At 32.1% G+C, this 20,674-nt stretch carries 16 protein-coding genes; 11 read left to right on the forward strand and 5 right to left on the reverse strand.

All coding sequences use genetic code 11. The annotated features are described in order from the left end of the window. Nucleotides 1-32 precede the first annotated feature (32 nt). A complete protein-coding gene (locus tag O5633_RS01675; protein ID WP_269610305.1) occupies nt 33-473 on the forward strand; it encodes a peptidylprolyl isomerase in 441 nt (146 codons plus the stop codon). Between the two features lie 16 nt (nt 474-489). Here the strand turns inward: O5633_RS01675 and ribBA are convergent, their stop codons facing one another. Next, a complete protein-coding gene (gene ribBA, locus O5633_RS01680; protein ID WP_269610306.1) occupies nt 490-2,175 on the reverse strand; it encodes a bifunctional 3,4-dihydroxy-2-butanone-4-phosphate synthase/GTP cyclohydrolase II in 1,686 nt (561 codons plus the stop codon). Between the two features lie 87 nt (nt 2,176-2,262). On the opposite strand from ribBA, the gene argC reads away from it, so the two are divergent. Next, nucleotides 2,263-3,342: an N-acetyl-gamma-glutamyl-phosphate reductase gene (gene argC / locus O5633_RS01685; RefSeq protein ID WP_269610307.1), complete on the forward strand. Its 1,080-nt coding sequence runs from the start codon at nt 2,263-2,265 to the stop codon at nt 3,340-3,342. Here argC and purN read toward each other — a convergent pair. Next, nucleotides 3,326-4,024, reverse strand: a complete 699-nt coding sequence (gene purN, locus O5633_RS01690; RefSeq protein ID WP_269610308.1) for a phosphoribosylglycinamide formyltransferase — start codon at nt 4,022-4,024, stop codon at nt 3,326-3,328. The two genes, argC and purN, sit on opposite strands and share 17 nt — an antisense overlap. Before the next feature lie 284 nt (nt 4,025-4,308). Between purN and O5633_RS01695 the strand changes: the two genes are divergently transcribed. Further along, a complete protein-coding gene (locus tag O5633_RS01695) occupies nt 4,309-5,907 on the forward strand; it encodes a glucose-6-phosphate isomerase (protein ID WP_269610309.1) in 1,599 nt (532 codons plus the stop codon). A 3-nt stretch (nt 5,908-5,910) separates the two neighbouring features. Here the strand turns inward: O5633_RS01695 and leuS are convergent, their stop codons facing one another. After that, nucleotides 5,911-8,499 (reverse strand): leucine--tRNA ligase, encoded by a 2,589-nt coding sequence (leuS, locus tag O5633_RS01700; protein WP_269610310.1) that lies wholly within the window; start codon nt 8,497-8,499, stop codon nt 5,911-5,913. A 135-nt stretch (nt 8,500-8,634) separates the two neighbouring features. On the opposite strand from leuS, the gene dapF reads away from it, so the two are divergent. Genes dapF through O5633_RS01720 form a run of 4 tightly spaced genes read left to right on the forward strand, consistent with a single transcriptional unit; the run spans nt 8,635 to nt 12,554 of the window. Continuing rightward, nucleotides 8,635-9,489, forward strand: coding sequence for a diaminopimelate epimerase (gene dapF, locus O5633_RS01705; protein ID WP_269610311.1), 855 nt, complete (start codon nt 8,635-8,637; stop codon nt 9,487-9,489). A gap of 12 nt (nt 9,490-9,501) precedes the next feature. Further along, nucleotides 9,502-10,683 (forward strand): cysteine desulfurase family protein, encoded by a 1,182-nt coding sequence (locus O5633_RS01710; RefSeq protein WP_269610312.1) that lies wholly within the window; start codon nt 9,502-9,504, stop codon nt 10,681-10,683. Between the two features lie 7 nt (nt 10,684-10,690). Next, nucleotides 10,691-11,314 (forward strand): DUF1995 family protein, encoded by a 624-nt coding sequence (locus O5633_RS01715; RefSeq protein ID WP_269610313.1) that lies wholly within the window; start codon nt 10,691-10,693, stop codon nt 11,312-11,314. A gap of 4 nt (nt 11,315-11,318) precedes the next feature. Then, nucleotides 11,319-12,554: a D-alanyl-D-alanine carboxypeptidase gene (locus O5633_RS01720; RefSeq protein ID WP_269610314.1), complete on the forward strand. Its 1,236-nt coding sequence runs from the start codon at nt 11,319-11,321 to the stop codon at nt 12,552-12,554. On the opposite strand, the gene coaD is transcribed toward O5633_RS01720, so the two are convergent. Next, on the reverse strand, nt 12,551-13,027 hold the full coding sequence (gene coaD, locus O5633_RS01725) for a pantetheine-phosphate adenylyltransferase (protein WP_269610315.1): 477 nt from the start codon (nt 13,025-13,027) through the stop codon (nt 12,551-12,553). The two genes, O5633_RS01720 and coaD, sit on opposite strands and share 4 nt — an antisense overlap. Nucleotides 13,028-13,094: 67 nt before the next feature. On the opposite strand from coaD, the gene O5633_RS01730 reads away from it, so the two are divergent. From O5633_RS01730 to O5633_RS01745, 4 genes are all read left to right on the forward strand, one after another. Continuing rightward, the gene (locus O5633_RS01730; RefSeq protein ID WP_011293861.1) at nt 13,095-13,577 is read left to right on the forward strand and encodes a flavin reductase family protein; all 483 of its coding nucleotides are present in this window, start codon (nt 13,095-13,097) and stop codon (nt 13,575-13,577) included. Between the two features lie 18 nt (nt 13,578-13,595). Continuing rightward, nucleotides 13,596-15,518, forward strand: coding sequence for an excinuclease ABC subunit UvrC (gene uvrC / locus O5633_RS01735; RefSeq protein ID WP_269610316.1), 1,923 nt, complete (start codon nt 13,596-13,598; stop codon nt 15,516-15,518). Nucleotides 15,519-15,610: 92 nt separating this feature from the next. Further along, the gene (gene hemJ, locus O5633_RS01740) at nt 15,611-16,174 is read left to right on the forward strand and encodes a protoporphyrinogen oxidase HemJ (protein ID WP_269610318.1); all 564 of its coding nucleotides are present in this window, start codon (nt 15,611-15,613) and stop codon (nt 16,172-16,174) included. A gap of 5 nt (nt 16,175-16,179) precedes the next feature. Further along, complete coding sequence (locus O5633_RS01745) at nt 16,180-16,839, forward strand: PHP domain-containing protein (protein ID WP_269610319.1); 660 nt, start codon at nt 16,180-16,182, stop codon at nt 16,837-16,839. 5 nt (nt 16,840-16,844) lie between these two features. On the opposite strand, the gene cobN is transcribed toward O5633_RS01745, so the two are convergent. Then, nucleotides 16,845-20,618: a cobaltochelatase subunit CobN gene (gene cobN, locus O5633_RS01750; protein WP_269610320.1), complete on the reverse strand. Its 3,774-nt coding sequence runs from the start codon at nt 20,616-20,618 to the stop codon at nt 16,845-16,847. Nucleotides 20,619-20,674 lie beyond the last annotated feature (56 nt).

Consider the following 20,674-nt stretch of genomic DNA (forward strand, 5'->3'; position numbering starts at 1 on the left):
ACCAGTTATTATAAAACAAATTAATTTGAGCTATGTCTAAAGTATTGATGAACACAGATAAAGGCCAATTGTCTATTGACCTATTTGATAATGATGCACCCAAAACAGTAGAAAACTTTTTGAAACTTGTTAAAGAGGGGTTTTATGACGGCCTTTCTTTCCACAGAGTAATTAATGGCTTTATGGCTCAAGGTGGATGTCCGAATACAAGAGAGGGATCAAGAGGAACTCCTGGAACTGGGGGTCCTGGATATTCCATTAATTGTGAAATTAATTCAAACAAACATGTTGCTGGTTCTCTTTCAATGGCGCATGCAGGAAAGGATACTGGTGGCAGCCAATTCTTTTTAGTTCATGCTCCACAGCCACATTTGGATGGAGTACATACTGTTTTTGGTAAAACTGATGATATGAAAATCCTTCTATCTATTACTAATGGAACTAAAATTAATAGTGTAAGTCTTATAAAATAGAATTTTTTCTTTATTATTAACTCCATTCAATAGTAGTGGTTTTATCTTTTAAATCCCAACCAAATAAAGGCGAATTTTCAAATTTTGAAAGTTCGCTGATTTCTTTCTTTTCAATTAATATATTTTGTGATGGATGCAAAAGTCTTTCATAATTAACTGTCTTAATTATTCCGATTCTTTTTGTGTTTTTCCAATTACATAGTTCTTTAAGAAGTGACTCCAGTAACCTTTTATCTATCAAGTTTCCTTCTAAATGAGTCTTAATATCTCTATGTCTAACATTCCATATGAATAATGGGTTTTCACATAGAGCGATCAACCTTGGAGTGTTTTGAATAGAAATATTTAAAAAATGATTTTCTGACCATTTATTTGCTTTGTCTTCAAAATGTTTTAATTCATTATTGTCAACTTTACCATCCCAATAAACAACAATGTTTTGTCTTTCATTGTTTAAATTTGCCTGAATATTATTATCAAATAAATGTCCAAGCTTTTCTCTTTTTACTTCCAGATATGCTGCATTGTGATCTCCAGGACATATCACTAGAGGTACTCTTGATTCAACTTGAAGTCCGTATCCTCCAAGTCCAGCTATTTTTCTTGGATTATTTGTTAATAACTTAAGTCTGTTTATTCCTAAATCTGTCAATATTTGTGCACCTACTCCATAATTTCTTAAGTCTGCAGGAAAACCCAATTTCTCATTAGCTTCAACCGTATCTAATCCTCCATCTTGCAAATTATAGGCTTTTAATTTGTTAACTAAACCTATTCCTCTACCTTCCTGCCTTAGATATACAACAACTCCTTCTCCTTCTTCAGATATTCTTGATAAGGCCGCTTCTAATTGGGGTCTGCAATCGCACCTTAACGATCCAAATGCATCTCCAGTTAGACACTCCGAATGCATTCGAACTAATACTGGCTCTTTTAAATTCTCTGGATCCCCTTTTATTATTGCTACGTGTTCAGATCCATCCAATTCGTTCTTATAACCTATTGCCTTAAAATCTCCAAAGAGGCTTGGTAACTTTGCAATTGCTTGTCTGTATACAAAGCGCTCATTTTCAAGCCTATAATGAATTAAATCTGCAATACTTATCAACTTTAATTTTTTTTCCTTCGCATATTTTTTCAACTCTGGAAGTCTTGCCATTGAGCCATCCAGGTTTTGGATTTCACAGATAACGCCTGCAGGAGATAGACCCGCTAACAAAGATAAATCTACTGCTGCTTCCGTATGCCCAGCTCTTTTTAATACCCCACCAATTTTTGCTCTTAAGGGAAAAATATGGCCCGGTCTTCTTAAATCTATTGGTTTTGTTTGACTATTAAGAGCAACTTGAATTGTTTTAGCTCTATCTTCTGCTGATATACCAGTTGATACACCAAATTCAGGACCTGCGTCGATACTTACAGTGAATGCTGTTTGATTGGAATCGGTATTCCTGTCGACCATTAAAGGTAGATCTAACTGGTCTAATCTTTCCCCTTGCATTGCTAGACATATCAAACCTCTAGCTTCAGTTGCCATAAAATTTATTTGCTGAGGAGTCGCAAATTGAGCAGCACAGATCAAATCTCCTTCGTTTTCTCTCTTTTCATCATCAACTACTACAACACATTCACCGTTTCTTATAGCAGCAAGAGCATCCGCTATATCATCAAATTCAACTTCATAACAATCTTCTGATTTCAACTTATTCCTCGTGTTTGTGGTGAAAAGGTTCTTTGCTAATTATTCTCAAATGAATATCTCTTCATTCTACGAAATAACCTTGATGTTATGGCAATAAGTACATCGAAAGCTGGGAGGATCGCAATTATTGGAGCATCTGGATATGGAGGACTTCAACTGGTTAAGTTGATTAATGAACATCCAAGCTTTGAGATTTCAACTTTAAATGGAGAGCGATCAGCAGGTAAGAGCTGGAATGAAATAAATCCTTTTATGAAACTTGTGGGGGATAAAGATATAACTAAAAGCAATATTGATGAAATCGCTCAAGATTCTGATTATGCGATATTGAGTCTGCCAAACGGCTTATCATCGCAATTAACCCCTTTATTATTAGAAAAAGGTATTAAAGTAATAGATTTATCAGCTGATTATAGATTTAAATCATTGAAAAAATGGAAGGAAGTATATTCCAAAGAAGCTGCAAAATATCAAAGATATGACTATGAATTATGTCAAGAGGCTATTTATGGCTTTTCAGAGGAATTTAAAAATGAAATATCAAAATCTAGATTAATTGCTTGCCCAGGTTGTTACCCAACCTCATCTCTTAGTGTCCTTATTCCATTCTTAAAACAAGGATTAATAGAAAGTGAAGGAATTATTATTGATGCAAAATCTGGTACATCCGGCGGAGGTAGAAATCCAAGTGAACAACTCTTACTCTCTGAATGCTCTGAATCAATTAAGCCCTATGGAGTCATTGGGCATAGGCATAGGGCAGAGATAGAAAGAATCGCTAGTCACTTTGCTGGTCATGAAGTCAACTTGCAATTTACGCCTCATTTGGTGCCAATGGTTAGAGGTATTTTATCGACAGTTTATGCTCGTTTAAGAGATCCTGGATTAACAGCAGAAGACTGCAAAATTGTAATTGAAGCTTTTTATAAAAATCAACCATTTATTGATATTTTGCCTGTGGGTATTTATCCAGCTACTAAATGGGTTAAAAATACTAATAAAATTATGATTTCAGTTGAAGTTGATAAACGTAATGGAAGAATAGTACTGATGAGTGTTATTGATAATCTTCTAAAAGGTCAAGCAGGGCAGGCTATACAAAATTTAAATATTATGCACGGACTTGAATCAGATATTGGTCTTCCTAAGATTACTTATTACCCCTGAAGCCAGTTCTTATATTCATGGCTACTTTTGCTATCGCTAAAGGTAATATTATATGTTCCATTTGTTGAATTCTTTTTGTTAAAGTCTCTTTATTATCATGTTCTTGAATAGGGACTGCAGCTTGAATAATTATTGAGCCAGAATCAACTTCCTTTTTTACATAGTGAACCGTACAACCCGTAATAGTAACCCTCTCGTCTATTGCCTGCTGTATTGCATTAATGCCTTTAAAAGAAGGTAATAGTGATGGATGTATATTAATTAGTCGGTTTATATATCTATTAATTAATTCTTCTCCAGCAATTCTCATCCATCCAGCCATAACAATTAGTTCTACGGATAAATCCTCCAGTTTTTTTAATACCAGCATGTCATGTTCTAATCTTGTTTGACAATCTCTATGGTTAATAATTACATAGGGTATTTTGTATTTGATAGCCTTTTTTATTGCTAAGCAATCAGGATTATTGACAATTAATATAGAAATTTCTGCATTAAGTTGGTTATTTTGAATTGATTTAATAATGTACTCAAAATTAGAGCCATTACCGGAAGCAAGGACACCTAATCTTATTTTAGGCTCAAATAAAGGGCTTTCTGAATCTAGTGGGCTAATCAGGCAATGTTCATTTAAATCATAAGATATATTCTTCTCCATATATTTTTTATTATCTTTTTTCATTAAAAAATGATTATCTATAACTAAATATATGCCCTTTGGATGAAATTACAATATCTAAATATAAAGACATATTTAATAGTAATGAAAGTTAATTCAACATTTAGATTTCCCAAAGGTTAGATAAAAATAACTATCAAGCTTATTTACATTCCTATTTGTCAATTACTAAACATTCGCCAATTGAAAACCATTCTTGACTAATATAAATCAAATCAATTTGTTTAACGGTTCTCTTTTGAGAGTACCTGTAACAGAACTCATTAAGGAGTATTCTCATATCAATAATGGAAATAACTGACATCTTCCAGATGAATAACAACGATAAATGGTTAAGGTACTGCGATCTTTTATTTAGCGATGATTCATTAGGCTTTTGGCTAGATATAAGCAGAATGAATGTGGAGAAGAGTGATTTTGAAAAATTTAAGGACATTTATTCAAAAGCTTTTGATTCTTTAGAAAGTCTTGAGAATGGATCGATTGCCAATATTGATGAAAGCAGGCAAGTTGGTCATTACTGGCTTCGAAATCCGAAGATTGCTCCAAGTAAGGAAATTTCAGACTCCATCACCAAAGAAATTCAAGACATAACAAAGTTTGGAGCATCAATATTAAATGGTGAAATAACTAACAGCGATGGAAAAAAATATACAGATGTTTTTTGGATAGGTATAGGTGGTAGTGGTTTAGGTCCGTTACTTATTAACGAGTCATTTAAGAGAGAGTCAATTGGAATGAATCTACATTTTCTAGACAATGTAGACCCCGAGGGGATTTCTCATAAATTAAATTCCATTCTTCCTAATATTGAATCAACTTTGTTTGTAGTTGTTAGTAAATCAGGTGGCACTCCTGAACCTTTGATAGGAATGGAGCAAGCCATGAAGTTTGTTCACGATAACAACCAGAACTGGTCATCTCGAGCGATAGCAATTACTACAAAAGGTAGTAAGTTAGATGCCTTAGCTGCTAGCGAAAATTGGTTAAATATCTTTGATTTACCTGATTGGGTTGGTGGAAGGACAAGTATTACTGGTGCTGTTGGATTATTACCTGCCTCCCTAATTGGCGCTGACATTAACAAGTTTTTAGATGGAGCATCTCAAATGGATTCTCTAACAAGAGAAAAAGATATTAAAAATAATCCAGCGGCACTTTTATCCTTAGCTTGGTACAAATCTGGAAATGGAAAAGGGTTAAGAGATATGGTTGTACTTCCCTATAGAGACAGATTACAAGTTTTCAGTAGATATCTTCAACAACTTGTGATGGAATCCTTAGGTAAGAAGTTAGATAGAGATGGAAATCAAGTTAATCAAGGTATCGCAGTTTATGGAAATAAAGGTTCTACTGATCAGCATGCATATGTGCAGCAATTAAGAGATGGTATTGATAATTTCTTTGTTAATTTCATTGAGATTCTCCACGATCCAGCAGAGATAGTTGAAGTAAAAAATAAACGACCTGGGGATTACTTGTCTGGATTTCTTCAAGGAACAAGAGCAGCATTAACTGAAGGTGGGAGACAGAATTTGACAATCACATTTAAATCATTTGACGAGTCAAGTCTTGGAGCTTTAATTGCATTATTTGAACGAGCAGTAAGTTTATATGCTGAATTGATTAATGTTAATGCTTACAATCAACCAGGAGTTGAAGCTGGGAAAAAAGCCGCTACAAACATAATTAATCTACAAAAAGAAATTGAAGAACTTTTGGAAGATGGAAAAGAAAGAACTTTAAGACAAATTAATGATGCATTGTTTACTGACTCAACTGAGTCGATATATTTGATTCTGAGAAAACTTTCTGAAAATTCAGATCATTATTCAGTGAATGGTAATCAATCAAATCCAGATCAATTAATTATTTCGAAAAACTGATTTCTAAATAACTATATTCACTAATTTATTTGGAACCACAATTATCCGTTTTGGTTCTTTTCCATCTATCCATTTCTGAGCCGCATCACTTTTGATAGCTATATCCCCTAATTCATCTTTAGATAGATTTTTACTGGCATCGATTGATCCCCTAACTTTTCCGTTAATTTGGATCATAAGTTTAAAGCTATCTTGTTCAAGCGCACTTGCATCGAATTTTGGCCATGACTGAAGATGAATACTTTGAGTATTTCCGATTGTCTTCCAAAGCTCCTCTGCAATATGAGGAGAAAATGGAGAAGTTATTTTAACTAATATTGAAACAACATTAGTTAGACTTTCATTACTACAGTTATTAACTATTGAACTTAGGCCATTCACAGCTTTCATAAGTTCAGATATTGCTGTATTAAATTGAAGATTGTTCAAATCATCAGTAATTTCTTTAATAGCAATATTAATTAGACGTAAAGCTTCATCATCTTTAGACTGTTCTTTTTCTATATTTAATCTTGATTTACTCTTTGTTAGTTCTAAAGTATTAATAACAAATTTCCAGAGTCTCTGTATAAATCGATATTGTCCTTCAACATCTGAATCATCCCATTCTAAATCTTTTTCAGGAGGAGCTTTAAAAAGAATAAACATTCTGGCTGTGTCTGCACCATATTTATCTATGACTAATGATGGGTCTACACCATTATATTTAGACTTTGACATCTTTTCGTAGATAATATCAATATTTTCTCCAGTTATTGGATCTTTAGGATCATTAATATCTTTAATTTGATATTTTGAAAAATATTTATTATTATTTGGATTTTTAAAAGTAATAGCTTGAACCATTCCCTGAGTTAATAGCTTCTTAAAGGGTTCATCAATATTTAATAATCCACAGCTTTTCAGAGCTTTGGTTAAAAATCTTGAATAAAGTAAATGAAGGATTGCGTGCTCAATACCACCTACGTATTGTTTAACAGGAAGCCATTTATCTATTTCGCTTTTTATAAATGGATTTTGTTTATTTTCAGGGTTTATATATCTTAAAAAGTACCATGATGAACACATAAAAGTGTCCATTGTGTCAGTTTCTCTTTTTGCTTCATTTCCACATTTAGGACAACAAGTGTTTATCCATTCTGTTTTAGTGGTTAAAGGTGACTTTCCTTTACCAGTTAATTTAATATCAATAGGCAGAGAAACAGGTAGATCATCGTCTGGAACTCTTACTTGACCACACTTCTTACAATTAATTATCGGAATCGGACAACCCCAATATCTTTGTCTAGATATAAGCCAATCCCTTAACTTATACGTAGTTTTTGGTTTTGCCCAATTAGCATTTGAACCTAATTCAAGTATTTTTGTTTTTGCAATATGAGAATCAATTCCATTGAATGTATCTGAATTGATCATGATTCCCTTATCTACGTACTCAGCATTTAAATAACTATCATCTTCATCATTATTGGGTCTTATGACATAATTAATTGGTAAATCATATGATTTAGCAAACTTATAATCTCTACTATCATGAGCAGGAACACCCATAACAGCTCCTGTTCCATATTCCATAATCACATAATCGCCAATCCAAATAGGTATCTCTTTATTATCTGCTGGATTAATTGCATTTACTCCTAAATACATTCCAAGTTTTTTTCTACTATCTGAATTACGTTCTAGATCACTTAACTTTTCTTGTGTTTTCCTAAACTCTATTAATTGATTAATATCTTTATCATTTATTAATTGATCAATTAATGGATGATTTGAAGCTAAGACCAGATAACTTACTCCATAGATTGTATCTATTCTTGTAGTGAAAGCTGTTATTTTTTGGTTATGATTTTTGATATCAAATGTTATTTCTGCTCCGATTGACTTACCAATCCAATTTTTTTGCATAACCCTGACTCTCTCTGGCCAGTCATTAAGCTGAGCTAAGTCATTATTTAGATCTTCGGCAAAACTAGTAATTCGTAGAAACCACTGGTTTAATTCCTTTTTCTCAACTTTAGCTCCAGATCTCCACGATTTACCTTCAGCATCTACTTGTTCATTTGCAAGAACAGTTTGATCAATCGGATCCCAATTTACCGTTGCTTTTTTTTGATAGGCAAGATTATTTTTATGTAATTGATTAAATATATATTGAGTCCATTTATAATAATCTTCTTTGCAAGTAGTAACTTCTTTAGACCAATCTATTGATAATCCAAGTCGATCTAATTGATTTTTCATTTGTGAAATATTTTTATCTGTCCAGGTTGATGGACTCGTGTCTCTTTCTATTGCTGCATTTTCAGCCGGTAAACCGAAGGAATCCCATCCCATTGGATGAAGAACGTTATAACCTTGCATCCTTTTATATCTAGCCAGTACATCTGTAATGACATAATTCCTCACGTGCCCCATATGTAAGGAACCCGATGGGTATGGGAACATTGACAAGGCGTAAAAAGTATTGTCTTTGTTTACATCAGTATTTGTTCTATAGAGCCCTTGATTAGCCCACTCTTTTTGCCAATAAGCTTCTATCTCACGAGGCTCGTAACGCTGGTCACTAATCTCTGAAGTAGTATTATTCAAGGAAGATCTCCTTCAGTAGTTGATTTGCCAATCAGATAATGTTCTCATAAATTGATGCCCAATATGCGAATAGTTCTGAAATTACTACCAGGAACGCTTTATTTTCTTAGATCATAGTTAAACAAACTTTAAATCATGAAATATAATTTCTCAAAATATCAAGGACTTGGTAACGATTTTATTATCTTTGATGCACGTGGTAATAACTTAGATAATTTATTTACTGAAAATAAAGATAACTTTATTGAACATCTATGTCATAGAAATTTTGGCATAGGAGCTGATGGAATTATTCTTGTATTAGATTCCAAAAATAAATGTTTTGTGAAAATGAGGATATTTAATTCTGATGGTTCTGAACCAGAAATGTGTGGCAATGGTATAAGATGCTTGATTGCTTTTTTAAACGATAATAATGAAATTAATGATAAGTCTGAGATTCGAATAGAAACTAAAGCTGGTCTGATTCTCACCTCTATTGCTGGTAATGAAAATATTAAAGTAAATATGGGAGAACCTATTCTTTCTCCTGAAGATATACCTACTAAATTGTTAATGAATAATTTACCAGTTCCTAATGGAAAGATTACAATAAATGATGAAATTTTAAATGTTTATGCTGCTAGTATGGGCAATCCTCATATGATCGTATTTGTTGATAAAATTGACAATATACCATTCGAAGAATGGGGAAGATTCCTTGAAAAACACAATACATTTCCTAATGATACCAATGTTCACTTTGTTGAATTAATTGATAAATCAAATATTAAAGTTAAGGTATGGGAAAGGGGTTGCGGGCCAACACTAGCTTGTGGCACAGGGGCTTGCGCGTGTCTGGTCGTAACATCCAAGTTAGGTAAAACTTTAAACAACGCTAACATTTATTTACCAGGTGGCAAATTAGAAATTGAATGGCCCAACCAAGCAGGTCCAGTTTTAATGCAGGGGCCTGCCTTAAAAGTATTTCATGGCGAGATAGATATTTAATCATACTTGAAAATGAATAATATTTATCTCGATGCATCAGCGACTACTCCGCCACATATAGATGTTATTAATAAACTAAAGGATATTCAATCTGAATGCTGGGGGAATCCATCAAGTATCCATAAAGTTGGGGTTTTTGCAAGAGAGATTTTGGAAAGATCTAGATTATCAATAGCTAATAAATTAAAAGCTTCATCTGACGAAATTTTTTTCACATCTGGAGCAACTGAGTCAAATTATCTTTCTCTTAAAGTTGTATCTAATAATCTTGATAAAGGAAGACTTGTTATAAGTAGCGTTGAACACCCTTCTATTAACTTAATAGCCAATCAATTACATAATGATGGTTGGGATATTAAATACTGGCCTGTAGATCGTTATGGAATTATCAACCTTGATTTGTTGGAGGAGATGTTATCTCCTCCAACAAAAATGGTTTCGATAATCTGGGGCCAAAGTGAGATTGGGGCCATTCAGCCCATAAATCTCATAGGTAATGAATGTAAAAAACGAAATATACTTTTTCATACTGATGCTACACAGGTCCTCCCTAGCGGTCTTATTGATTGGAGTAAATTAAATGTTGATATGCTTAGTGCCTCTGCGCATAAACTTCAAGGCCCAAAAGGTATTGGATTATTAATGTTGCGTAGAGGCGTTCGAGAGTTATTACTTAATGATCCTTCATATGGATTTAAGAATGGCTCTATAAGATCTGGTACAGAGTCAGTTCCCCTTATTGCAGGTTTTTCAACAGCAATTGACCTTCTTAATGAATATATAGAGGTTACTGATAATCAAACATTATTCCCCAAGAATAATGTCTCCAAAATGACTTCTCTTTTAAAACAAAATCTAGCTAAGAATAAACAACTTACTTTTATTGGTCCTCATAGAGAACGTCTACCGAATAATCTTTCATATCTCTGTCATACAAAATCAATGTTTCCAATTAAAGGTAGAGAAATTGTTCGATTATTATCAAAATATGGCGTTTATATAAGTAGTGGTAGTGCATGCTCATCATCTAGTCAAGGACCAAATCCCATACTGGTAGCAATTAATGTTGATAAACCACTACAAGAATCTGGATTAAGAATAACTATTGGTCCATGGATTTCAAATGATGATATTAACTCAGTTTCAAATATAATAGATGAATCATTGCAATCTTTAGAACTCAAAAAACAATGATCATCAAATGAATAATAAGCTACCCTCAGATCTTAGAGAAGCAGAATCAAATGTTTATGAATCAATCCAAAGCTATTTTTCAAGTAATTCTCAACAATCTTTTCTTTCTATCAACCTAAGATTTGAAGGATTAAGAATTAATCCAATAATATTTCGTTTATCTAACAAACTAACTGAAATTAAATTCGATAATATTTTATTATGGGCCGATGCTGGAGGAGCTGCTCTTGCTAAAAGAGACAACCCTGAATTGGCTAATAAGATTTTTACATTTAAGGAGTTTATTAATTCAACAGATTTGTTGAATTCATTCTTATTAGTCTGTTCTCCTCAACCATATGATATTGAGATGTTTGAGCAAGTATGTTCACATACTAATTCAACCGTAATTATGATTAATGGTAAGTTGGAAGATCCAATAGTAGGTATTGGAAGTGTCGGTAGGGAAATGAGGAAAAGATTTGCTGAAAAATGGGAAGTACTTTATTATGTTCAACCATTATCTATGGGCGCATTATTAAAAAGATTTCCTAATGATTGGGAGCTTTTTAAATTAAACACTAATGGATATTCTTTTGCTAAATCATTTGATAAGCGACCTGATGATGAAACTATAATGCTAAACTTATAACTGTATGATTAAAAAATTATATTTATATATTGGTTTTATCTTATTATCAGTAAATATAGTTAATGGTAATTTATTTTCATTATTCTCATACATAAGACAAAGGGATAATATTAATAAGATAAGTCCTGAAAAATTTAATATTTGTAAACCTTTGCAAAAAAAATTAGAGGATTATACTTATAACTTCAATGCTAATATTAGCGTAAGTATTTTAGATAAATCAGGTGATTTCATTGTAGATATTAATGGCTATATACCTAGGATTCCTGCTTCTAACCAGAAGATTCTGTCTAGCGCTTTCTCTTTAGATACTTTAGGGCCTTATTATACTCTTAAGACATCTTTAAAAGAGATAAATGATGGAAGCTTATATATTGAAGCATCAGGTGATCCCGATTTCGATAAAAGTCATTTAGAAGAGTTAATTAATGATCTTAATAGTACCAATCATAATCCCACTTTAAAATTACCAATAATAATTAAAACTAGTAATACTAAAAATTGGTGGCCTGCTAGCTGGTCATATGCAGATAGAAAAGAAGAATATGGGGCACCTATTACTAAATATTCAATAGCAAGTAATTCAAGTATTAATGCTTTATATAATCCAATTGATAATTTTATTTATGAGTTAGAGAATACTCTTAGAAAAAATAATTTATCTAAAAAATATTTTGTAAAAGCCGTTAATAAAGAATATCCTATTGATTATATCTCAACAATTAAAGTTATTAATTCTGCCCCTTTATATATCTTGCTAAACCTTGTTAACTCTGAGAGTCACAATTTTACTTCTGAAGTGATTTTCAGAAATTCATTAAATGACTGGTCTCATGATTTTCCTAATCTAAAATATAGTAATTGGATAAATAAACAAAACTTTAATTCTGAAAATTTTATCTTTGCAGATGCCAGTGGGTTATCAAGAAAGAATAGAGTAACCACATATGGCTTATCCCAGTTCTTGAGAAGAATGAAACTTAATAGATTTTCTGACTACTATTTCTCATCTTTTTCAATTTTAGGTGTTAGAGGCTCGTTAGCAAATGTAAATGCTCCAGTAAACCTTAAGGGTAGAATTCTGGCTAAATCTGGAAGACTTAATGATGTTAGATCCCTCTCTGGTTTTATATTAGGAGAGGAAAAAATTTTTAGTATTATTGTGAACAATATGGAGAATTCGACAAGACATATTGTGAAAATATTATCAATAGTAGATAATACTGATAATTGTAATTAATTTGTATTTAGTGCCAAAAGATCTTTGGCTATAAACTCAGGAACCATATGACGAATTTCACCACCAAATCTTGCGACTTCTTTAACTACAGAACTACTTAAAAAACTATGATGCGTTTCTGTTGCGAGAAATATTGTTTCGTATTGATTATTTAAAGATCGATTAGTATGAGCAACCTGTAGTTCATATTCAAAATCACTCATAGCTCTTAAGCCTCTTAAAATAAGATCCGCATTATGTTCACGTGCACAATCCACCGTTAGACCTTTAAAAGCTATTGTTCTACAACCTGGTATATCTCTGGTAGCATTTTTAATCTGTTCTATTCTTCTCTCGCACGGAAAAGTTGCCTTTTTTGACGGATTTTCTAATACTGCAATGAGAACTTCTCCAAACAAATCACTTCCCCTTTGAATTAGATCAAGGTGACCAAACGTTAATGGGTCAAAACTACCGGGATAAAGCGCCTTCATGGTTTTTTAACTTTAAAAAAGTCCATTTCTTTCATAGAATCTAATATCTACAAACGTATCAAAGCGCATGACTCTTAATCAGGATGCCAAAAAAGTTCTTTTGCGCAAAATCCCTCACGGATTATTTATTTGTGCTGTTAGAGAAGGAGATGAAATAAATGGTTTTACTGCTAGCTGGGTAACACAAGGTTCATTTACACCTCCATTAGTTGTAATGGCTGTTCGTGCTGATGGATCTAGTCATGGAATTATTCAAAGAACTAAGATGTTTTCTCTAAATGTTCTGAGAGAAGATCAAAAGGATCTAGCTGCTGTTTTCTTTAAGCCACAAAAAGGATTAGGTGGAAGATTTGAAGCTTGTAAATTCACTTATGGAGAGCTTGGTATGCCCTTAATCGAAGATGTTATAGGTGGCGTTGAATGCGAAGTCATTTCAGGCGTAGAACATGGAGATCACACAGTCTTCGTTGCTGAAGTGAAGAGTGCCGTATTGAATAAAGATGGATCTGCCTTAAATTTAGCAAGCACAGGTTGGAACTATGGTGGTTAATTTAACGAGACAAGATCGGTGGAATTAACACCGTTAATAAAAGACAAGTCAAGACTATCGAAATTTTTGAAGGATATACCAAATGATCCTGGATGTTATTTGATGAAAGATAGTGATGATAGATTGTTATATGTTGGAAAGTCTAAAAAGTTAAGAAATAGAGTTAGAAGTTATTTTCGAGGAAGTGATGAATTAAGTCCAAGAATTTCCTTAATGGTAAGGCAAGTTGTAGATATCGAATTGATAGTTACTGATAACGAAAGTGAAGCATTAACCCTAGAATCTAATTTAATAAAATCTCGTCAACCCTATTTCAATGTTCTATTAAAAGATGATAAGAAATATCCTTATATTTGTATAACATGGGGTGATAAATACCCTAGAATCTTTTTAACTAGAAAAAGACGCCAAAGACAATTAAAGGACAAGTATTATGGTCCATATGTTGATGTTTATTTGCTTAGGCAGACGCTGTTTAGTATAAAAAAACTTTTTCCTCTTAGACAACGAAGAATACCGCTTTACAGGGATAGAACATGTCTTAACTATTCAATTGGTAGATGTCCAGGTGTTTGCCAAGAGGAGATTAGTTCTGAGGACTATAAAAATACACTAAAAAGAGTTGAAATGATTTTTCAAGGTAGAACGGATGAATTAAGAACATTATTAGAAAAACAAATGCTCTCTTTTTCAGAGTCATTAAAGTTTGAGGAAGCTGGATCAGTTAGGGACCAGCTTAAAGGTATAGATAGATTATATGAATCTCAAAAGATGATTATTCCTGATTCATCTGTATGCAGGGATATAATTGCATTGGCATCAGAAGAAAATATATCATCTATTCAAATTTTTCAAATGCGATCAGGTAAGTTAATTGGAAGATTAGGATATTTCTCTGATAATAATAATCTAAGTAATTCTCAAATACTTCAAAAAGTTGTTGAAAATCATTACTCCAATGTAGATCCTGTTGAAATACCAGCAGAAATATTAGTTCAACATAAATTAATTAATACAGAGTTAATATCTGATTGGCTTAGTGAAATAAAAAAGCAAAAAGTTCATATTAAAGTCCCAAAAAGATCAAAGAAAGCGGAAATTATTAAATTAGTAGAAAAGAATGCAAATTTAGAGTTGCAAAGGATAAAACAATCACATGATAAAAACTTACTGGAGCTAGACGATTTAACCAATATCCTTGAGCTGGCAAAAATTCCAAAAAGAATTGAATGTTACGATATTAGTCATATACAAGGTAGTGATGCTGTCGCTTCTCAAGTTGTTTTTATTGATGGTATCGCAGCTAGACAACACTATAGAAAATATAAAATCAAAAGTTCTAATATAAAACTTGGGCATAGCGATGATTTCGAATCTATGGCTGAAGTTCTTACTAGGAGATTTAGAAGATGGGCCCGTTTTAAAGAAGAGGGTGGTGATTTAAATGAATTATCAAATAATGAATCTAGTGTCTTAGACAAGGATAATTTGAATGACTGGCCCGATTTGGTTGTAATAGATGGTGGTAAAGGTCAATTAAGCTCAGTATTAGCCGCTTTACAGGAGTTAAATCTTGATCAAAATATAAATCTTATATCTTTAGCCAAAAAGAAAGAGGAGATTTTTATTCCAAATTATAAACAGCCATTAGACACTGAGCCAAATCAACCAGGAATGCTTTTATTGCGAAGGATTAGAGATGAAGCTCATAGGTTTGCAATTACCTTTCACAGGCAAAAGAGAAGTCAGCGTATGAAACGTTCTCAATTAAATGAGATTCCTGGTTTGGGACCACAAAGAATTAAATTATTATTGGAGCATTTTAGGTCTATAGAAGCTATCCAAATGGCATCTCTCTCTGAACTTTCAACAACACCTGGCTTGGGAACATCTACTGCTGTTGTTATTAGAAATTATTTTCATCCTGATGAAAATAAATAATCTATTTATAAAATATTAACGAATTAGGGACAGCTAATCTTTATTATAGTAATGTATAGAGTGATATGAATGCACGAAACATTTAATAGAATATGATTTTTTCGCCGGAGACATATTTATGGTTTAAATCCTTTCATATTATCGGTGTTGTAGTTTGGTTCGCAGGCTTATTTTATTTAGTCAGATTATTTATTTATCATGTAGAAGTACAAAGTGAGAAGGAAGAAATTAGGGATTTATTTAACAAGCAATATACATTAATGGAGAAAAGATTAGCTAATATTATAACAACGCCTGGAATGATTTTAGCTGTCATCATGGCATCTGGATTGTTATATATGCAGCCTTCATATCTTTCTCAGGCATGGATGCAGATTAAACTATTGTTTGTTGCTTTTTTACTTGTCTATCATTTTTATTGCTATAAAATCATGAATGAATTAACAAACAATCAGTATAATTATAGTGGCCAGCAACTACGAGCTTTGAATGAGTTGCCAACACTATTATTGGTAGTTGTTGTAATGCTTGTTGTATTTAAAAACCAGTTCCCTACAAGTGCAGCTAGCTGGTTAATATTTGGATTGATTCTCTTTATGGCAGCAAGTATACAATTTTATGCTAAATGGAGAAGGAATAGGAAACAACTTACTTAATTTATATGTCTAATATTGATTCTATTAAATTAAAAAAAATAATTAAATCAATTACAAAAGAAAGTTGTCCAAACTCTATTAATTTCCATATGCATTCAACATATAGTGATGGAAGTTTGACTGCTAAAGAAATTTATAACCAAGCAATTGATCTCAATATTGATCATTATGCAATCACAGATCATCATTCAGTTGATGCTTATATTGAATTAAGTAAATTGGAAGACGCTACACTCAACTTCAAATTAAGTTTTCCTAAACTTTGGACTGGAATAGAAATTACTTGTTTATTGAAAGGGTGCTTGGTTCATGTTTTAGGTCTTGGTTTTGATCATAAATCAAAATACTTATCACCTTATATTGAGAATAAGTCTGCTATTGGTAATGAATTATTAGCTTCGACTGTGGTTGATTCGATTCATAAAGCTAATGGTATTGCTGTGTTGGCTCATCCCGCAAGATATAAGCTTCCATTTGATATCTTGATTGACGAAGCATCTAAACTAAATTTTGATGCTGTTGAAACATGGTATAACTACGAACGAGCAAATAATTGGATCCCTTCAAAATTTGTCTGCGATAAAATATTTGATTGTGCAAACTCTTATTCTTTATTATCAACATGTGGTACAGATAGCCACGGATTATCTCTTCTTAGACGTTGAATGATTTATAAATTATTTTTAGAAGAATAGGTTTCAATTTTACTATCTACATCTGATAATAATGTTTTTATAGATGATATTTCTTCATTAGTTGGATTTGTCCAAAGTTTTCTATTAGATGCTTCTAGTAATCTTTCAGCGATATCTCTTAAAGCCCAAGGATTGTTATCACTAATAAAATTTTTCGTATCATTATTCTTTAACCAATTATTCAAAATAGATTGATAACACCAATTAGGAACTAAGTTTGTAGTCGCATCAAAAGAGAACAAATAGTCAAGGCTAGCTGACATTTCGAAAGCACCTTTATATCCATGTTTTTTCATCCCCTCTATCCATTTTGGGTTTAATAATCTGCTTCGAACTACTTTATCAATTTCTTTTGAGAGTTTATGAATTCTTGGACGTTGATACCTTGAATTATCGGCAAAATAGGCTTGAGGATCTGTCCCACTAGTTTTTTTAATCGCGGATATCAATCCACCTTGAAATTGATAGTAATCATCTGAATCAAGGATATCGTGTTCTCTATTGTCCTGACTATGAAGTACTACTTTTACCTTTGACAAATTATTTTCTAATCCATTTTTGTCTTTTATGATTTTATTTGAACCTTCATATCTCCATTTACTCCATTCGATAAAAGCATCAGCGAGTTCTGATTGATTCTCCCAAGAGCCACTATTAATTATTTCTTGTAATCCTGCTCCGTATGATCCAGGTGCTGAGCCATATATTCTTGATTTTGTATTTCCATTTCTATATGACTCAGCAAGTGGATTAATAGAACAGGATTCTTTTAAATTACCAATAAGGTTTTGACCTCTTCGAATCAATTCAATTATCTGAGGAAATGCATCCCTGAATAAACCAGAAATTCTTAAAGTTACGTCTACTCTTGGCCTGTTCAATACACTGATGGGAATGACTTCTACGTCAACTACTCTTCTTAAAGTCCCGTCCCATATTGGCCTTAAACCCATGAGAGCAAAAAGCTGACAAATATCTTCTCCACCATTTCTCATTGTTGATGTTCCCCAAATTGAAATAGCAAGATGTGAAAGGTGTTCTCCATTTTCTTGTAGGTAAAGTTCCATTATTTGTTCAGCGCTTCTTTTTCCTAAGTCCCAAGCTGTTTCAGTTGGTATTGCTCTTATATCAACGGAAAAGAAATTCTTACCTGTTGGTAAAACCTCTAATTTCCCTCTTGTAGGCGCCCCAGAAGGACCGCTAGAAATTCTTTTTCCTTCTAAAGCACTGAGGAAATTAGTTTTTTCGTTGACTGAACTGTTTAATAGTTTGGGTAAGATATTATTTAATAAATGATTTATAAAAATATTTGGTTTTTCATGATCTATGTAATTTAAGATTTTACTATCAAGTCTTATTTCCTTTTTTGATTTTATTTTGTAATTAAGAAATTTAAAACAATGAAACTCTATTATATATTTTCCAATGTCATTCAACCAGTCAACTACTTTACCGACTTTCCTTGCCTTGATTGCTGTATAAGCGTTAAATAAATCAATGTCTACTTGCTTTAAGTTTTCACTCTCTTCGTCACTCCAAGGGTCAAACGTAAAACCTAAATCTTCTGCTAAGCATTGAGTAAGACCGAGATTATTTCCTGTCGGGACATTAGAAATTGTGAGTGTTAACTCTATTAATTTATCCATACTCTGATTGACTCCAAAAACATGAAGACCAGTTCTTATCTGGGAATTCTTAATTTCACATAAATAACTCTCTGCGTTATCTATTAGATCTTGTATAATTAAATTTTCTTTTTCTGCTTTTAATTTATTTGATTCAATACCTGGCCATGAATTTTTAATTAAAATATCTACTATCTTTTTTTCTAATAATTGACTTCTATTATCATTAATTAGTTTAGATTCATAATATTCATCTATAAGGTTCTCAATAATTAGTAGGTCATTAAAACTACCCGAATGAGACAATGGAGGAGTCAAATGATCTATAATAATTGCATGTGTTCTTCTTTTTGCTTGAGAGCCTTCACCAGGATCATTTACAATAAATGGATATATATTTGGAATCGGAGGACAAAGAATAAATGGGAAACAATTATGACTTAATCCAATTCCTTTTCCTGGTAACCATTCCAAGCTTCCATGTTTACCTAGATGTACAATTGCATTAGCTTTAAATGAATTATTTAACCAAAAATATTGTGCAATATATTTATGTGTAGGAGGTAAGTCGGGAGAATGTAAATCAGATAAATTATCGCTCTCATAACCTCTATTTGACTGAATTAAAATTGTTATATTTCCAAAGGAAATGCCATTAATTGGAAATCCATTCTTTTCTAATTGAATAGAATTAATTGGATCTCCCCATCGATTTGAAATTGTATCTTTAACCTTAGATCCAAGTTTTTCCCAATAAAGTAAATAATCTTGAATATTTAAATATGATTGAGGTTTATTTGATATTGTCTCTTCAGAATTTGTTCTATGACTTACTAATAAGTTGATTAAATCTTTACTATTACTTGGAATATCTTTATTTCCTAGATAGTATCCCTCCTCTTTAAGCCATATCAAGATATTTAATAGGCTTTCGGGTGTATCTAATCCTACTCCATTCGCAATTCTTGAGTCTTTTACTGGATAGTTTGCTATCACGAGAGCTATCTTTTTATTTGAATTCTTCGATTGTTGTAGATAAATTAGATTTTTTATATATTTTATGCACCATTCAATATGTATTTCATATGGCTCCGTTTTATGAACAGCAATTGATAATTCATTATCTGTATAAGTAAGGTTTTTAAATGCAACTGGAATTGTACAGATTCGACCATCCACTTCTGGTAAAACAACTTGAATTGATAAGTCAATTGGGTTAAGACCTATTGTAGATTCATTCCACTCAGTTACAGATGAGCTAGATATTAGTAGTTGATATACAGGTATATCTAATCTATCCCACAAGTTATTCTTCACATCATCATGTTTAAATTCAACTGATGAGAATGATGTTGTTGTTATTATTGCTTTTATGTTCTCTTTTTCTAATAAACTTATAATTTGATTCTCTATATTTTTAGATTTAAAACTTGTAATCCATATTATTTTGGCATTTAAGTTGTATTTATTAGATATATCTTTTATTTTATCAGCTAACTCTGAATTACCCGATTGTAAAAGTGATTTATAGAGAAATACGGCTATAGATGGCCTATCATTATTATTCCATTTCCATTTTATTAAGTCATCATGATATTCAATTAAATCTGAATTTAAATAAATTTCTTCAACATCAATTATTTTCTCTAAGGTTTGAAGCATATAATTATAGTTTTTTATACCTCCTTGATTTAAAAGTGTTTGAATTAAATCAACTTTCTCTTGATTTAAGCTACTAATTTCTTGAACATCATTTGCTGTACTTTCAATTCCAGAGACTACTATAAGATGTCTATTTGGTTTCTCTAATTGCCATAAACCTAATTGTTCAAATCCATAAGACCAGTAAGATCTTGACCCTAAAAACCTAACAAGAATAATTTCAGCTGTATTACATGTATTAGATATATAATGATCAATTGATGCATTTGAAGATAAATAAGCTATAGGTAATGCTCTTATTTTATTTTTCCAATTATTATTGTCAGGGAGCTTTAATACTGTAGATAGACAGGTTATATCAGATGTAGCGCTAGTTAGGAAGATAACTGGAGCTGATGGCTGTTCGACAAATGTATTTTCTTCTTGAGGTTCATTCCCCGGAAGGGTGGAAATTCTATGCATTCATTTATTATGTGTAATAAGAGCAGTAAAAACTGAAATGCTGATTGTTTTCATCT

The organism is Prochlorococcus marinus str. MIT 1013, from assembly GCF_027359395.1.
GTDB classification, from domain to species: domain Bacteria; phylum Cyanobacteriota; class Cyanobacteriia; order PCC-6307; family Cyanobiaceae; genus Prochlorococcus_B; species Prochlorococcus_B marinus_E.

Bases quoted from the DNA above. Each gene is read 5' to 3' on its own strand.
- O5633_RS01715 (WP_269610313.1), top strand. From the start codon at position 10,691: ATGAATAATAAGCTACCCTCAGATCTTAGAGAAGCAGAATCAAATGTT.
- O5633_RS01710 (WP_269610312.1), top strand. From the start codon at position 9,502: ATGAATAATATTTATCTCGATGCATCAGCGACTACTCCGCCACATATA.
- cobN (WP_269610320.1), bottom strand. From the start codon at position 20,618: ATGCATAGAATTTCCACCCTTCCGGGGAATGAACCTCAAGAAGAAAAT.
- purN (WP_269610308.1), bottom strand. From the start codon at position 4,024: ATGAAAAAAGATAATAAAAAATATATGGAGAAGAATATATCTTATGAT.
- O5633_RS01720 (WP_269610314.1), top strand. From the start codon at position 11,319: ATGATTAAAAAATTATATTTATATATTGGTTTTATCTTATTATCAGTA.
- O5633_RS01745 (WP_269610319.1), top strand. From the start codon at position 16,180: ATGTCTAATATTGATTCTATTAAATTAAAAAAAATAATTAAATCAATT.
- O5633_RS01675 (WP_269610305.1), top strand. From the start codon at position 33: ATGTCTAAAGTATTGATGAACACAGATAAAGGCCAATTGTCTATTGAC.
- O5633_RS01730 (WP_011293861.1), top strand. From the start codon at position 13,095: ATGACTCTTAATCAGGATGCCAAAAAAGTTCTTTTGCGCAAAATCCCT.
- coaD (WP_269610315.1), bottom strand. From the start codon at position 13,027: ATGAAGGCGCTTTATCCCGGTAGTTTTGACCCATTAACGTTTGGTCAC.
- argC (WP_269610307.1), top strand. From the start codon at position 2,263: ATGGCAATAAGTACATCGAAAGCTGGGAGGATCGCAATTATTGGAGCA.
- O5633_RS01695 (WP_269610309.1), top strand. From the start codon at position 4,309: ATGGAAATAACTGACATCTTCCAGATGAATAACAACGATAAATGGTTA.
- hemJ (WP_269610318.1), top strand. From the start codon at position 15,611: ATGATTTTTTCGCCGGAGACATATTTATGGTTTAAATCCTTTCATATT.
- dapF (WP_269610311.1), top strand. From the start codon at position 8,635: ATGAAATATAATTTCTCAAAATATCAAGGACTTGGTAACGATTTTATT.